15 protein-coding genes and 1 tRNA gene are annotated in these 14596 nt (G+C 66.1%); 6 read left to right on the top strand and 10 right to left on the bottom strand.

Going from position 1 to position 14596, the window contains the following annotated elements:
- Positions 1–14: 14 nt before the first annotated feature.
- The 5 genes from rlmB to IWX64_RS07210 all read right to left on the bottom strand — a co-directional run bounded on the left by rlmB (position 15) and on the right by IWX64_RS07210 (position 4400).
- A complete protein-coding gene (gene rlmB, locus IWX64_RS07230) occupies positions 15–1001 on the bottom strand; it encodes a 23S rRNA (guanosine(2251)-2'-O)-methyltransferase RlmB (protein ID WP_196866469.1) in 987 nt (328 codons plus the stop codon).
- A gap of 92 nt (positions 1002–1093) precedes the next feature.
- The gene (gene cysS / locus IWX64_RS07225; protein WP_196866468.1) at positions 1094–2548 is read right to left on the bottom strand and encodes a cysteine--tRNA ligase; all 1455 of its coding nucleotides are present in this window, start codon (positions 2546–2548) and stop codon (positions 1094–1096) included.
- 32 nt (positions 2549–2580) lie between these two features.
- On the bottom strand, positions 2581–3102 hold the full coding sequence (gene ispF / locus IWX64_RS07220) for a 2-C-methyl-D-erythritol 2,4-cyclodiphosphate synthase (RefSeq protein WP_196866467.1): 522 nt from the start codon (positions 3100–3102) through the stop codon (positions 2581–2583).
- Positions 3099–3839 carry a 2-C-methyl-D-erythritol 4-phosphate cytidylyltransferase gene (gene ispD, locus IWX64_RS07215; protein WP_442859038.1) on the bottom strand — a complete coding sequence of 247 codons (741 nt, stop codon included), beginning with the start codon at positions 3837–3839 and terminating at the stop codon, positions 3099–3101. The genes ispF and ispD overlap by 4 nt, the downstream gene beginning before the upstream one ends.
- Before the next feature lie 78 nt (positions 3840–3917).
- On the bottom strand, positions 3918–4400 hold the full coding sequence (locus tag IWX64_RS07210) for a CarD family transcriptional regulator (RefSeq protein ID WP_026551934.1): 483 nt from the start codon (positions 4398–4400) through the stop codon (positions 3918–3920).
- Between the two features lie 266 nt (positions 4401–4666).
- Here IWX64_RS07210 and IWX64_RS07205 point away from each other — a divergent pair, with 266 nt between their 5' ends.
- Entirely contained in the window at positions 4667–5212 is a 546-nt protein-coding gene (locus tag IWX64_RS07205) for a hypothetical protein (RefSeq protein WP_196866466.1), read from the top strand.
- A 3-nt stretch (positions 5213–5215) separates the two neighbouring features.
- On the opposite strand, the gene IWX64_RS07200 is transcribed toward IWX64_RS07205, so the two are convergent.
- Together IWX64_RS07200 and IWX64_RS07195 are read right to left on the bottom strand one after the other, a co-directional pair.
- The gene (locus IWX64_RS07200; protein ID WP_196866465.1) at positions 5216–5896 is read right to left on the bottom strand and encodes a response regulator transcription factor; all 681 of its coding nucleotides are present in this window, start codon (positions 5894–5896) and stop codon (positions 5216–5218) included.
- Complete coding sequence (locus IWX64_RS07195; protein ID WP_196866464.1) at positions 5893–7152, bottom strand: sensor histidine kinase; 1260 nt, start codon at positions 7150–7152, stop codon at positions 5893–5895. The genes IWX64_RS07200 and IWX64_RS07195 overlap by 4 nt, the downstream gene beginning before the upstream one ends.
- Positions 7153–7326: 174 nt before the next feature.
- On the opposite strand from IWX64_RS07195, the gene phoU reads away from it, so the two are divergent.
- Positions 7327–7986: a phosphate signaling complex protein PhoU gene (phoU, locus tag IWX64_RS07190; RefSeq protein ID WP_171586118.1), complete on the top strand. Its 660-nt coding sequence runs from the start codon at positions 7327–7329 to the stop codon at positions 7984–7986.
- A gap of 97 nt (positions 7987–8083) precedes the next feature.
- On the opposite strand, the gene IWX64_RS07185 is transcribed toward phoU, so the two are convergent.
- From IWX64_RS07185 to IWX64_RS07175, 3 genes are all read right to left on the bottom strand, one after another.
- Entirely contained in the window at positions 8084–8833 is a 750-nt protein-coding gene (locus IWX64_RS07185) for a phosphoglyceromutase (protein WP_196866463.1), read from the bottom strand.
- Positions 8834–8898: 65 nt separating this feature from the next.
- A complete protein-coding gene (locus IWX64_RS07180) occupies positions 8899–9222 on the bottom strand; it encodes a DUF2516 family protein (protein WP_196866462.1) in 324 nt (107 codons plus the stop codon).
- Positions 9223–9231: 9 nt separating this feature from the next.
- Entirely contained in the window at positions 9232–10395 is a 1164-nt protein-coding gene (locus IWX64_RS07175) for a trans-sulfuration enzyme family protein (RefSeq protein ID WP_196866461.1), read from the bottom strand.
- Positions 10396–10513: 118 nt separating this feature from the next.
- On the opposite strand from IWX64_RS07175, the gene tmk reads away from it, so the two are divergent.
- The 4 genes from tmk (at position 10514) to IWX64_RS07155 (ending at position 14088) form a co-directional block, all read left to right on the top strand.
- Positions 10514–11158 carry a dTMP kinase gene (gene tmk, locus IWX64_RS07170; protein ID WP_196866460.1) on the top strand — a complete coding sequence of 215 codons (645 nt, stop codon included), beginning with the start codon at positions 10514–10516 and terminating at the stop codon, positions 11156–11158.
- Positions 11155–12318 (top strand): DNA polymerase III subunit delta', encoded by a 1164-nt coding sequence (locus tag IWX64_RS07165; RefSeq protein WP_196866459.1) that lies wholly within the window; start codon positions 11155–11157, stop codon positions 12316–12318. Before tmk ends, IWX64_RS07165 begins: the two co-directional genes overlap by 4 nt.
- On the top strand, positions 12315–13871 hold the full coding sequence (locus IWX64_RS07160; RefSeq protein WP_196866458.1) for an alpha/beta hydrolase: 1557 nt from the start codon (positions 12315–12317) through the stop codon (positions 13869–13871). Before IWX64_RS07165 ends, IWX64_RS07160 begins: the two co-directional genes overlap by 4 nt.
- 141 nt (positions 13872–14012) lie before the next feature.
- Positions 14013–14088: transfer RNA gene (locus IWX64_RS07155), tRNA-Thr, on the top strand.
- Positions 14089–14596: the final 508 nt, after the last annotated feature.

Here is a 14596-nt window from a genome sequence, read left to right as displayed (position 1 = left end):
GGTCAGCGCGGCGGTTAGGCGGAGCGCTGGCGCGAGATCTCGTACAGGCTGATCCCCACTGCCATTGATGCGTTCAACGACTCCATCGCGGAATCAATGGGAATCGAGACGATCTGGTCGCAGTTCTCGCGCACGAGGCGTGACAGGCCCTTGCCTTCCGAACCCACGACAAGGCAGACCGGCTCGCGGCCAAGTGTTAGGTCCGGGAGGGACACGTCGCCGTCGCCGTCGAGGCCCAGCACAAAGATGCCCTTGTCCTTGAAGGACTTCAGGGTGGAGTTCAGGTTGCCGGCCTTGGCAACGGGGACCCGCACGGCGGCGCCGGCACTGGTCTTCCACGCCGAGGCGGTCATCCCGACGGACCGCCGCTCGGGAACGATGACGCCGTGCCCGCTGAACGCGGACAGCGACCTGATGATGGCGCCGAGGTTACGCGGGTCGGTGATGCCGTCCAGGGCCACGAACAACGGTGCGTTGTTGATGTGGCCCTTCTTCCATTTCTGGATGGTCTCGGTGGCCAGGTCCACGGCGTCGACGTACTCGTAGGGCGGGATCTGCAGCATGATGCCCTGGTGTACCGAGCCATCCGCCATCCGGTCCAGCTCGGTCTTGCCGGTTTCCATCAGCGGGATACCCCGCTCGGTGGCGAGCTTCAGCGATTCGCGGATCCGCTCGTCCATTTCGATGCGGATGGCCACGTGCAGCGCTTTCGCGGGGATACCAGCCCTGAGGGACTCGACCACCGCGTTGCGCCCGGTGACCATTTCTTCGGTGCCCTTGCCGCGCGTGTTGCGGGACGACCCGGGGTTGCGGTTGCCTGAGTGCTTGGCCGCCGACCGTTCGGCGAGCTGCTTGCTCTTGTGTGCCTTGTGGTACGGGCGGTCCTCGGCCTTCGGGGTGGGACCCTTGCCTTCCAGCGCCTTGCGTCCAAGGCCTCCGGTTCCGCCCGAGGGGCCCTTTTTGCTCTTGCGCACAGCGCCGGGACGTCCGTGAGTGGCCATGGGGAAAACACCTTTGGGTAGAAGATTGGTCACCCCAGTTTACGCGGGTACAGCCGTCGAGTTCACCGCCGCGTCGGCGGAGACGTGACGGGTCAGTTCTTCAGGGTCCAGGAGGCGCCGTCGGCAGTGTCCTCAATGACGATACCGGCGCTGGTGAGCGCGTCCCTGATGGCGTCGGCCTGCGCCCAATCCTTCGCTTCCCGGGCAAGGGTGCGCTGCTGCAGCTGGGAGGCGATCAAGGTGTCCAGTGCCTGGTGCTCGGGGCTGCGGGGGCCCTTACTGGGGTCCTGGACGTCGTCGAGTCCCAGGATCCCGGTCATGGTCATGACGTCGATGAACGCCTTCCGGGTGGTTTCGCTGTCCCCGGCGGCCAGCGCCGTATTGCCGGCGCGCACCGTGTCGTGGAGGACCGCGAGCGCCTGGGGCACGTTGAGGTCGTCGTTCATGGCATCGCTGAAGGCCGCTGGCGCTCCGGGAGAGGTGAACCCGAATCCGTCCGGGAATTCCCGGGCTGCGGCTTTGGCGAGGAACCCGTCGATGCGTTCGACGGCGGCGGCTGCCTCGTGCAGGGAGGTGGGCCGGTAGTCGAGCACCGAACGATAGTGCGCCTGCCCGAGGTAGTACCGCACCACGCGCGGACTGGCGAGATCAAGCATCTCGGCGGGGCTGACCGTGTTACCGATGGATTTGGACATCTTCTCGCCCTCGAAGGTGACCATGCCGTTGTGCATCCAGTATCGGGCGAAGGGGTGCCCGGCGGCCTGCGACTGGGCCATTTCGTTCTCGTGGTGCGGGAATCGCAGGTCCAGGCCGCCACCGTGGATATCAAACTCGGTGCCAAGGTACTTCGTGACCATGGCCGAGCATTCCAGGTGCCAGCCCGGCCTGCCGGGCCCCCACGGGCTGGGCCAGGCCGCGGTGTCCGGCTCGCCTTCCTTCCACCCTTTCCAGAGTGCGAAGTCGCGTGGATCGCGCTTCCGGTTGATGAATTCGGGTTCGACGTCGGTGGCGCTTTGCATGTCGTCGATGTTCTGCCGTGTCAGCGAGCCGTACCCTTTCCACGACCGGACGTCGAAATAGACGTCTCCTGAGTCGTCGTTGGCCGGGTAGGCGTGCCCCCGGTCGATCAGGAGCTGAATCAGGGAGTGCATTTCGGGGATGTGGCCGGTGGCGCGCGGCTCGTACGTGGGCCGGCGCACCCCGAGGGTGTCGTAGGCCCGCTGGAATTCCAGTTCGTAGCGGTAGGCCAGTGCCCACCACTGTTCGCCGCGCAACTGGCGGGGCAGGGCGTCGTCGTGCTCGGATTCCTTGGCACGGGCAAGAATCTTGTCATCGATGTCGGTCACGTTGCGGACCGTCGTGACCCGGTAGCCGCTGGCGCTCAGCCAGCGCGTGAGCTGGTCGAACGCGATCGCCGAGCGGATGTGGCCCACGTGCGGCATCCCCTGCACGGTGGCGCCGCAGTAGTACAGTCCCGCCTCACCCTGCTTGAGGGGAACGAAGTCGCGGATCTGCGCGGTCGCGGTGTCATAGAATCTCAGGCTCACCGCTCCAGATTAGCCGGTCGCGGTGGACGGCTTCATCCGGCGTCGTTCGAGATGGCCTCTGCGGCAGGGTCCGCAACGCTGACGACGACGGCGGTCGCGACCGCCGCGATGCCCTCCCCCCGGCCGGTGAAGCCCAGCCCGTCCGTGGTGGTCGCTGACACGCTGACGGGTGCTCCCGCCGCAGCGCTGAGTACCGCTTCAGCTTCCGCTCGGCGGGGCGCGAACTTGGGACGGTTGCCGACCAGCTGCACCGCGACGTTGCCGATCTCAAAGCCTGCGGCGCGCACAATCCTGGCGGCCTCGGTCAGCAGGCTGATCCCGGAGGCACCAGCGAATTCCGGCCGGTCGGTACCGAAGTGGGTGCCGAGGTCGCCCACACCCGCGGCGGAGAACAGCGCATCAGCGGCGGCATGGGCCACCGCGTCGCCGTCGGAGTGTCCGCTCAGGCCCCGTTCGCCGTCCCAGAGCAACCCGGCAACCCACAGCGGCCGGGGTGCGTCCTCGGGGGCAAACGCGTGCACGTCGACGCCGACGCCGGTGCGGGGGAGATTCATGGTTGGGGCCTTCCGGTGGGGTGACGGGCGAGGATGGCCGCTAGCTGGAGGTCCTGGGCGGTGGTGACCTTGAAGGCGGCGTCGTCGCCGTCGACCACCTGGACGGGAATGCCGAGGCGTTCCAGCAGCATGGCGTCGTCGGTGACGGCGGCGCCCGGGGCCTGGTGGGCAAGGCGGAGGGTATCGATGTTGAATCCCTGGGGTGTCTGGACCGCCCGCAGGGTTTCGCGTGGCGGTGTGCCGGTGACCAGACCGCCGTCAACGGTCTTGATGGTGTCGACCACGGGAATCACGGGAATCACCGCTTCGGCGCCGGCATGGAGCGCAGCGACCACCCGCCGGAAGACGGCGGGCGGGGTAAGGGCGCGGGCGGCGTCGTGCACCAGGACATGGCTGATGCCCGGAGACAGGGCGGCCAGGCCGGCGTTGACGGAATCGGGACGGGTGGCACCCCCGGCGACCAGCAGCACGGGGACATCGGTCACCACCTCAGCGACGGTCGCCCGGAGAACAGTGTCGTCGGCGGGGACCACCACGCAGATTTCGTGGGCGACGCCGGCGTCGAGCACTCCCTGGAGGGCATGGTCGAGGATGCTGCGGCCCGCCACCTGGACCTGGGCCTTGGGAATGCCGAGCCCCAGCCGTTGGCCTGCCCCACCAGCCACGATGATGACGCCGACCTGCGCCCCGGCGTCGGGCACGGGGCTGGTCTGGGATCCGGGGTGAGTTCGCGACACCTGATTACCCTACGTCAGGGCAAGAAAAAGGGACCGCCCACCCGGGGCGGTCCCTCACCAAACCTTATTCCTGAAGAACTAGGAAGCCAGTACCTCGTCAAGAACGCTTGCGGCCTTCTCTTCGTCGGTTTTCTCTGCGAGTGCCAGTTCTGAGATCAGAATTTGCCGCGCCTTGGCGAGCATCCTCTTCTCCCCCGCTGACAACCCACGGTCATGATCACGGCGCCACAGGTCGCGGACTACTTCCGCAACCTTGATCACGTCGCCCGAGGCAAGTTTTTCGAGGTTTGCCTTGTAGCGTCGCGACCAGTTGGTGGGCTCTTCAGTGAACTCGGCCCGCAACACATCAAAGACGTGCTGGAGACCTTCCTTGCCCACTACATCGCGCACCCCAACGAGGTCAACGTTTTCTGCTGGAACTTCAATGGTTAGATCACCCTGTGCCACCTTGAGCTTGAGATACATTTTCTCTTCGCCCTTGACGACGCGCATCTTGATCTCCTCGATCTTCGCTGCGCCGTGGTGAGGATAAACTACTGTTTCGCCGACCTCAAAAACCATGTGGACTTTCCCCTTTCCCGCAGATCAGTTTATCACGAATTCGACACGCCGAAGGCGTGTTTTCGCAAGTCAGCGCGGACATGTGAACAGGAGTGGCTATGATTCGCCCCTTGACGGATGAGAGTTTTAGTGATCCACGTCGCGTCGAAAGTGTTGCATGTGACGCGACGCGCTCCCTCACCGGGTAATTTTTCCCGATAGGCTGTAAGGAAAGTTTGAACTGGCAGTTCCCCACCAGATGATCGACCACCGTAGGAGTTTGCGCTGTGAAGAGTGACCGAATCAACCCCCTGCAGCACATCCGGGCGACCCGGAGCTTGGCTGCTGGTGCAGCACTGGTCGCTCTCCTTGGTGCCACCGGTTGCAGTGTGACCAGTGAGCAGGCCACCACGATCCAGTACGCGGCCTCGGACGGAATCGTCGACGAGGTGGGCCCCCTGGAACTGCGGAACATCCTGATCATCACCTCCGAAGAGGGCGAGCCGGGCACGATCCTCGGCACGGTGTTCAACCCCACCGACTCGGCAGTGCAGCTGACCATCGAGGGTGAGAACTCGACGGTGGACATCACCGTCCCAGCCGAAGGGAAGTGGGTCTTCGAGGACGAGACCACCGACGACGGCGTGCTCGAGGGTGTCAGCGAGATCCCCGGCGCGCTGGTCGACCTGAACTTCGTCGTGAACTCCGAGACCGCCGAACTGCGGGTCCCCGTGCTGGACGGTACCCTGGCCGAGTACCGCGACTACGTTCCCGGTGGCTACACCCCAGAGCCCACCCCAACGCCGGTGGAAACAGGCGAAGAGGAAGAGTAAATCTCAGGACTCGTACTTGTAGCCCAGGCCGCGCACCGTCACCAGATGGCTGGGGTTGGACGGGTCCGCCTCGATCTTCCCGCGGAGCCGTTTGACGTGCACGTCAAGGGTCTTGGTGTCACCGACGTAGTCCGAGCCCCAGACCCGGTCGATCAGCTGCCCCCGGGTCAGCACCCGACCAGCGTTGCGCAGCAACATCTCGAGCAGCTCGAACTCCTTCAGCGGCATCGACACCGGGGCGCCGTTCACGCTGACCGTGTGCCGTTCGATGTCCATCCGCACCGGCCCTGACTGCACAGTGGTGGAGATCAGCTCCTCGGGCTCGGCCTGCCGCCGCAGCACCGCACGGATTCTCGCCACCAGCTCCCGCGAGGAGTAGGGCTTCGTGACGTAGTCATCGGCTCCCAGCTCCAGGCCGACAACCTTGTCAATCTCGGAGTCCTTGGCGGTGAGCATGATCACCGGCACACTTGAACGCTGGCGCAGCTGCCGGCAGACCTCGGTCCCCGACTGGCCGGGCAGTTGCAGGTCCAGGAGCACCAGGTCAGCGCCGGCGCGGTCAAACTCGACGATCGCCTCATTGCCGTCGCCCACCACCGCGACCTCAAAACCCTCCCTGCCCAGCAGGTAGGACAGCGGGTCACTGAAGGACTCTTCGTCCTCCACCATCAGGATGCGGGTCAAACGCTCACTCCTTGTTCGTGGGCGGACGGTCCGCCCTGTTTCTCGACCGACGGACCGGACTTCCCGGGCGACGCTTCGACGCGCCGGTCGGCGCGTTTCTCGGTGGCCCCGAGTCCGTCGGCGGCATCGCTGTCCGCTTCCATCTCCGGGAGCCGGACGGTGAAGGTACTCCCCTGGCCGGACTGGGACCAGACGGTCACCTCGCCGCCGTGGTTGGAGACCACATGCTTGACGATGCTCAGGCCCAGCCCGGTGCCACCGGTCTGCCGTGAGCGGGCAGCATCGATCCGGTAGAACCGCTCGAAAACCCGTTCCTGTTCCTCAGGTGTGATCCCGATGCCCTGGTCGGTGACCGAGATCTGGGCGAGACCGTCGCGGGAGCGCAGCCCCACCCCCACCCGGGTGCCCTCGGGCGAATAGCGGATGGCGTTGTCGATCAGGTTCCTGAACGCCGTCATGAGCAGGTCGGGGTCCCCGTAGACCGGCTCGGCGATGCGCCCGCCCACCACGATGTCGATCTGTTTGCTCTCCGCCGGGAGCCGGTTGCGGTCCACCGCCTCCGCGATCACCGTGTTGATATCGACGGGGCGCCCGCGGCGCACGACGTCGGCACCCTGCAGCCGCGACAGTTCAATAATGTCCTGCACCAGGGCGGACAGGCGGGCTGACTCCTTGTGCATCCTGCGGGCGAACCGGCGGACGGCTTCCTCATCCTCCGCGGCGTCGTCGAGCGCTTCAGCGAGCAGGGAGATCGCACCCACGGGGGTCTTGAGCTCGTGGGACACGTTCGCCACGAAGTCGTTGCGGATTTCCTCGGTGCGGGTGATCTCCGTCCGGTCGTCGGCGAGGATCAGGACGTACTCCTCCCCCAGGGACGCCACCCGGGCGAGCACGATGATCGTTCCCTGCCCCAGGGGTCCACGCGGCAGCTCCAGCTGCTTCTGCTCAATCACCCCATCGCGGCGCACCCGGGCGGTGAGTTCCAGCAGTTCGGAGTGCACCACCGTGTGCCCGCGGACCAGCCCGAAGGCGTACGCGGCGGGACTGGCCCGCACCACGCCGTCGATCGCATCAACCACCACGTAGGCGCGTCCGATGATTGACAAGACCTCCGCGGCCCCCTCGGGCAGGGTCGGCTCGTCGACAAAAAGGAGGGAACGGCGCTGGATTTCACTCAGCCGGAAGGCAGCCATGCCGGCTGTGCCCAGGGCGACGCCGACAAGCCCGGCAACAAGGATGAGAAGAACGGGATCCACAATGCCTAGCTTATGCGTACCAGCCGTGCCCGGAAGGGTGTTCCGGTGGCAATAGGGAAGTGGTTCAACTAACGTTCACTCAAAGGTGCATAACAGTTCATCACCAACTGAGAATGTGCTGTGTGGGACTGTGCATAGACGTACGCAGTCATCTCTATGGAAAGGATGCCTCCCGTGCGGAAGGTTTTTCAGGCAGAGCTTCATCAGATCGGTGAACAGCTCATCGAAATCTCGCAGCTGGTCGCGGAGGCGCTGGGCAAAGCCACCACCGCGTTTGAGACCGCTGACACCGAACTTGCCCAGGATGTGATTGCCGCCGACGCACGCATCGACTTCCTCCAGAATGATCTTGATGAGCGCGCCATCGACATTCTCGCCCTCCAGGGGCCCGTCGCCAGCGACCTGCGGATGATCGTGGGGGCGCTGCGGATGAGTGCATCACTGGAGCGGATGGGTGATCTGGCCCGGCATGTGGCCCAGTTGGCACGGCTGCGGTACCCCGAACACGTGATCCCGGCGGCCATCCGCCCCACCTTCGAGGAGATGGCAGAGCTGGATCAGCAGATCGCCAAAAAGGTGAACGAGCTGCTCGAGACCCGGAACCTGCAGCTCAGCAACGAGATCTACGCGCACAACGCACGGATCAACGAGTTGCACGCAGGGGTCTTCAAGGCTATTGCCGCCCCGGACTGGGACGTCTCGGCGCCCATCACCGTGGACGTGACACTGGCCAGCCGCTATTTCGAACGGTTCGCTGACCATGGCGTCTCAGTGGCACGCAAGGTCACCTACCTGGTCACCGGTGAATGGCAGCCCAGCGCTCCGCTGAACTGACGCCGCCTTTGGTGCGGCGCAGCACGAACGACGACGGCCGGTCCCCTCGGGGCCGGCCGTCGTCGTTCGTGCTGTGGTGGTCTCGTGACCCTGGGTGCTAGTGCTTGCCCTGGTTGGCGACGGCTTCAATCGCTGCCGCCGCGGCGTCGGCGTCGAGGTAGGTGCCGCCTGCCTTGACCGGAACGAGGTTCTCATCCAGTTCATAGATCAGGGGGATGCCGGTCGGGATGTTCAGGGAGGCGATGTCGCCGTCGCTGATCCCGTCGAGGTGCTTCACCAGCGCGCGCAGGGAGTTGCCGTGCGCTGCAATGAGGACCGTCTTGCCCTCCTTGATGTCCGGCGCGATGTCTGATTCCCAGTATGGGAGGAACCGGTCCAGGACGTCCTTGAGGCATTCGGTGCGGGGGATGGCGTCGCCGAGGTCCGCGTACCGCGGATCGTTTGCCTGGGAGAATTCGCTGTCGTCCTCGATGGGTGGTGGCGGGGTGTCGTAGGAGCGGCGCCACTCCATGAACTGGGCCTCGCCGAACTCCGCGAGGGTCTGCGCCTTGTCCTTGCCCTGCAGGGCACCGTAGTGGCGCTCGTTGAGCCGCCAGTGGCGTTTGACGTCAATCCAGCTCCGGTCAGCCGCCTCGAGTGCCAGGTTCGCGGTGATGATGGCCCGCTTCTGCCGGGACGTGTACACAATGTCGGGAAGCAGGCCGGCTTCGACGAGCAGTTCCCCGCCGCGGATGGCTTCGGCTCGGCCCTGTTCGGTCAGCGGGACATCGACCCAGCCGGTGAACAGGTTTTTCTCGTTCCACTCACTTTGGCCGTGGCGGAGCAGGATCACTTTGTAGGAAGTCATAGGTTCAGTCTGCCGCATGAGCGCCGCAGGTTCACCTGTGGCGCGGTTCTATTACCCGCGAACGGTTACCAGGGGCCGTAGGGACCGCTGCTGCCACGGACCTCTGAGACAGCTGGCTTGACGTCGGCCAGGTAGACGCAGGCGGCGATCACGGCGACGATCTGCAGCAGCCCGAAGAGCCCGGTGGAGGTCACCAGCACGGTGAGCGCGCCGACGGCGACAGCGCCACCGGTCATCGCGGTCCAGAAGCCCTTGGTGCGCTTCATCGTGGCCTCGAAGTTGGCCGCGGGACGCTTTACACAGTCGATGAGTGCCCAGATCTCAATGCCCAGCGCCACCAAACCGAGCGCGAGGTACAGATAGTTCCGAATGTCATATGCGATGTCCACGGCACAAGCCTATCGGGTGGAGTCGCCGCCTGGTCGCAGCGGAGCGAGGGCCTGCTCCAAATCCGCCCACAGATCCTCGGGATTCTCGATCCCGACCGACAGCCGGACCAGCGCCTCCGGCACGGTGGCGGGCTCACCCGGCTGCCGCCGTCGTCGTTCAATCAAAGACTCGACGCCGCCCAGTGAGGTAGCCGGCAGCCACAGGCGGACGGCGGCAACGAGGGCTTCGCCGGCGGCAACATCCGCCAGTTCGATGCTGATGATCGAGCCGAACCCGTTCAGCTGGTCTGCGGCGCGCTGGTGGCCGGGGTCGGTGGCCAGCCCGGGAAAGCGGACCCTTGTCAGGGCGGGATGCTGAGCGAGTTTATCCGCCAGGTAGAGCGCGTTCGCCTGGGACCGTTCCACCCGCAGCGCGAGCGTACGCAGCCCCCTGAGCGCCAGCCATACCTCGAAGGGCCCGGCGATGGCACCGTGCAGGGTGCGGTGTTTGAGCAGATCCGTCCGGACTGCGGCGTCGGAGGTGGCAAGTGCGCCGAGGACGACGTCGGAATGGCCCGCCAGGTACTTGGTGACCGAGTGCAGCACGACGTCGGCGCCGAAGTCGAGCGGCTTGCAGACCAGCGGCGTGTTGAAGGTGTTGTCGACGACCACTGTCACTCCGGCGGCCTTCGCAGCGGCGATGAGGGTGCGGAGGTCGGCGACCTCAAGCATCGGGTTGGTCGGGCTTTCCAGCCAGAGCAGGTCTGCTGTGTCCAGCGTGGCGAGCACCTGGTCGGTGTCGGCGACGTCCACCCGGACGAGGGCGAACCGGCCGCGCGCCGCTTCGTCGTCGGCGAGGCTGAGGGAACCGGCGTAGGCGTGGCGGGGCATGACGACGACGCCGCCCGTCGGCACGAGTGACAGCGCGGCCGCCGCGGCGCCAAGACCGGAGCTGAACACCAGGGCGGGCAGGGCCGCACCCTCAAGCTGGCCGAGGGCCTCCTCGAACGGGTCCCAGGTGGGGTTGGACATGCGGCCGTAAATACGGTCCCCCACAGCAGGGTCGACGGCCTCGTGGAAGGTGGAGGACAGGACAATCGGCGGATTCACCGGGGCGTCATGCTCCCGCGGGGGGCGTCCGGAGGCCACCACGATGGTGTCCTGGGCGAGCTCGTGGTCAGCGTGGTGGGTCATGGATTCAGGGTAGTTGGCTGTGGCAACCGGGTGAAATGTGACTGCTCTCCCCGGCCCGCTGGGAGTGGGGCGTTGGGACGCTAACCGGGAGGTCGGTGAGACTCGATAGGCTGGGCAGGTGACTACACCTTCCCCCCGCCGCACGTCCGGGCTTTTCATCGCCTTTGAGGGCGGCGACGGTGCCGGCAAGTCGACCCAGGCCGGCCTGCTGGCTGCTGCCCTGCAGGAGCGCGGCCTGGAAGTGCTGCGCACCCGCGAGCCCGGTGGCACCACCATCGGCGAGAAGCTCCGGTCCCTGGTTCTCGACCACGGGCAGGGCGAGATCGACCCCCGCACCGAGGCCCTGATCTTCGCCGCGTCACGAGCAGCCCACGTCCATCAGGCGATCCTGCCCGCCCTGTCGCGTGGCGCCGTCGTTGTCTGTGACAGGTATATCGACTCATCGGTGGCGTATCAGGGGGCCGGCCGGGGGCTGGGCACCAACAGCGTCCTCGAGGTCAACCTGTGGGCCGTCGAGGGGCTGCGGCCCGACTTGACGGTGCTGCTCGACGTCGAGCCGCTCGAGGGCCGTGGCCGTCGCGTCCAGAACGGCGCGGAAGACCGGCTGGAGTCCGAGCCCGACGCGTTCCACGCCCTGATCCGGGGTGCTTTCCTGGACCGGGCCGCGGCTAGCCCTGCGCAGTACCTGGTGCTGCCCGCGCGGCAGCCCGTCGAGGAACTGGCGACGGCGATCCTCGCCGCCGTCGAGAAGCGCCTCGGATGAGCGTGTGGACCTTCCTGATGGGCCAGGAGCCGGTGGTCGAGCAGCTGAAGCGTGCGGCGTCCGCCGACCAGCCGAACCACGCCTGGCTGTTCACGGGCCCACCCGGATCGGGCAGGTCCAACGCAGCCCGCGCGTTCGCGGCGGCACTCTTGTGCGACCGGGAGCCCCTGGACGAGCGGGGCTGCGGGGAGTGCCGGGCGTGCCGGACAGCACTCGCCGGCTCCCACGCTGACATCACCAACGTCACCACAGAGAAGGTGACCATCAGTATCGACGAGGCCAGGGAACTGGTCCGCAAGGCCCAGGACAAGCCCTCTACCGGACGCTGGCGGGTCATCATCGTGGAGGACGCCGACCGGATGCAGGAACGCAGCACCAACGTGTTGCTCAAGGCGATCGAGGAGCCACCGCCCCGGACCATCTGGCTGTTGTGCGCACCCAGCCCCGGCGACGTGCTGGTGACCATCCGGTCGCGGTGCCGCGCCGTGAACCTGCGGCTGCCCCCGGTGCAGGATGTTGCCGACCTGCTGGTCCGCCGCGACGGCATCGACCCGGCCACCGCGGAAGCTGCCGCGCGGGCGGCGCAGAGCCATATCGGCGTCGCGAAGCGGTTGGCCACCGACGACGGCGCGCGGGACCGGCGGAACCAGATCGTCCGCCTGCCCCTGGACCTGAAGAATGTAGCCGGCGCGATGAAGGCCGCAGCGGACCTGGTGAAACTCGCTGAGGCCGAGGCGCAGAGCTCCTTCGAGCAGCGGGATGCCCAGGAGAAGGCTGCCCTGCTGGCGACGCTGGGCGCACCCGAAAGCGGCACCCTGCCGCCCGCCATCCGCGGTCAGGTCAAACGGTTGGAGGATGACCAGACCCGCAGGGCCAAACGGTCCAAGAACGACTACTTCGACCGTGCGCTGACCGATCTGACTTCGTTTTACCGGGATGTGCTGATGTTGCAGGTTTCCAGCGGGAGGGACCTCGTGAATGAGCCGCTCCGCCCCGAGCTGGAGGCGTTTGCCCGCGGCGGCACCCCCGAGGGGACGCTGGCGCGGATCGAGGCAATCAACAAAGTGCGCGACCGGATCGTTAACACCAACGTTGCACCGCTCCTGGCCATCGAGGCGATGGCCGTCAGTCTCCTGCCCGAAAAGGATTACACCGCGTGAGAAGATTTTCACCCCGCCGCCTGGCTACCGCCGCCGTCGTCCTGTCTGGCGCTCTGGTGCTCTCGGGCTGCCAGCTGCTTTCGCCCGGGTCAGGTGACTCGCCGGAGGTCGGGGTGGAGTCCGCCGCCCCGGAGGTGGTGGGCGAGGTCCCTGCGGACCTTGAAGGGTTCTACACCCAGGAAGTTCAGTGGGAGCTGTGCGAAGAGGCGTTCGCCTGCGCCACGATCGAGATGCCGTTGGACTACGCTGATCCCTCGCGTGAGTCGATCGACGTCGCAGTCATCCGTAGCGACGCAACGGGTGAGGCACAGGGCACCGTCCTGGTGAACCCGGGCGGCCCGGGCGGGTCCGGCGTCAACATTGTCAGGGATGCGCTGCCGTTCATTACCAGCGACCGGTTGCGCGAGCACTACGACGTCGTCGGCTTCGACCCGCGCGGGGTGGGGCAGTCCAGCGCCGTCGACTGCCTGACGGACGAGGAACGCGAGGCGGACCGGCTGGAGTTCCTGGAGCCGGGCATCCCGGACGCCGAGGCATTTGAGACGCTTGCCGCCGAGGCGGAGGACTTCGCCGCGCAGTGCGCTGAACGGACCGGCGAGCTGCTGGGCTACATCGACACCGACAGCGCAGCCCGCGACCTGGACATCCTGCGGGCCGTGGTGGGGGATGAGCAGCTGAACTATTTGGGCTTCTCCTACGGCAGCGCGCTCGGTACCGCGTATGCCGAGCTGTTCCCCACCAACACCGGTCGGCTGGTCCTTGACGGTGCCGTGGATCCGTCGCTGAGCAACGAGGAGATTACCCTGGGCCAGGCCCGAGGCTTCGAGGCCGCCCTGCGCACGTTTGTGGCTGACTGCCAGCTGTCCAGTGAGTGTCCCCTGCCGTCCGGGGTGGACCAGGGGGTCGCAGTGATCCAGGAGCTGTTCCGTTCGGTGGAGGAAAGTCCCATGACGGCGTCGGACGGACGCCTGGTCACCATCGGCACCTTCTTCTCCGGCTTCATCCTGCCGCTCTACGAGAACAACAACTGGCCTCTGCTGTCCACCGCGATCGACCAGGCGCTGCAGGGCGACCCAACGGCCATGCTGGAGCTGGCCGACCTGGGCGCCGAGCGCGGGCCCGACGGCGTCTACGCCACCAACAGCAACGCGGCGTTCGTCGCCATCAACTGCCTCGACTACCCCATGACCAGCGACTTCGAAGAGCTCAACGCTGATGCCGAGGAACTCGAGGAGGTCTCCCCCACGTTTGGCCCGTACCTTGCCTATGGCGGCGTCACCTGTGACGCGTGGGAGTATGGCCCCGTGCTCGAACCCGCACCGGCGTCGGCGCCGGATGCCGCACCGATCGTGGTCATCGGGACCACCGGGGACCCGGCGACGCCGTACGACTGGTCGCTGGCCCTGGCCGACCAGCTGGAGACCGCCGTGCACGTCACCTGGGAGGGCGAGGGCCACACCGCCTACGGCCGTGCGGGTGACTGCATCGGAGACCTGGTGGACGCGTACTTCGTCGACGGGACGGTGCCCGACGACGGCGTCACCTGCGGCTAGCCCGGGGCCCGGCCCACTGGGAAGCGTCTGACCGGTCGTCGGGTCGGCCTGCCGGGTGCGCTTTTGACCTTCCGAGTCCTGCTCTTATAGAGTTATCGCTTGTGGATTGGGCCGCGCTGAGGCGTGTCCCGTGAAGCTTTAGCCTCCTTAGCTCAGTCGGTAGAGCGTCTCACTCGTAATGAGAAGGTCGCCAGTTCGACTCTGGCAGGAGGCTCCAGGACATTCCCGAGATCTCGCGGGTGTAGGGCGATGTTGTCTGACAGCTCGACAATCTGTTCGACGTGCCCATTACCGACATTTCTCTGCGATTCCCGGGCTTACCGTCACTTTTTCGTCACCTCAAGCCAGCGCCCGACTCCATCTGCAGGGATCGAGTTCATCCAGCCGCGTGGGCATGAGATCGAGTCCCCGCCGACTCCCGCCATGGCGACCGCAGACTGAGGGTAAAAATTGGTCACTAGTTCCAGCGTCGCTGCAAGCGTTCCTTGCCCAAGCGCGCCGAGGCCGATCTGCGCGGGAAGCGACTGAACCGACGTCCAATAATCCGGACGGCCAGCACGGTCGCCTAATTTCTTCGGAGATAAACGGATTCGCCCGCTGGTCGAAAGTATCACCTCGTGCCATTTCGTTCCTCTCCTTTCGGGACGATACCGCAGGAAATCTTCTCGATATTGGCCGTGAACCCGAAGAAGGCGTCATCGGCAAATGTGATTTGTGCACTGCAG

It is taken from the genome of Arthrobacter sp. CAN_A212, from assembly GCF_015752345.1.
Classification (GTDB): Bacteria; Actinomycetota; Actinomycetes; order Actinomycetales; family Micrococcaceae; genus Arthrobacter_D.
This window is presented reverse-complemented; position numbering and strand designations above follow the sequence as displayed.

Excerpts from the sequence above, each read along its gene's own strand:
- rlmB (WP_196866469.1), bottom strand. The coding sequence starts at position 1,001 with ATGGCCACTCACGGACGTCCCGGCGCTGTGCGCAAGAGCAAAAAGGGC.
- ispF (WP_196866467.1), bottom strand. The coding sequence starts at position 3,102 with ATGAATCTCCCCCGCACCGGCGTCGGCGTCGACGTGCACGCGTTTGCC.
- IWX64_RS07210 (WP_026551934.1), bottom strand. The coding sequence starts at position 4,400 with ATGGTTTTTGAGGTCGGCGAAACAGTAGTTTATCCTCACCACGGCGCA.
- IWX64_RS07185 (WP_196866463.1), bottom strand. The coding sequence starts at position 8,833 with ATGACTTCCTACAAAGTGATCCTGCTCCGCCACGGCCAAAGTGAGTGG.
- IWX64_RS07175 (WP_196866461.1), bottom strand. The coding sequence starts at position 10,395 with ATGACCCACCACGCTGACCACGAGCTCGCCCAGGACACCATCGTGGTG.
- IWX64_RS07165 (WP_196866459.1), top strand. The coding sequence starts at position 11,155 with ATGAGCGTGTGGACCTTCCTGATGGGCCAGGAGCCGGTGGTCGAGCAG.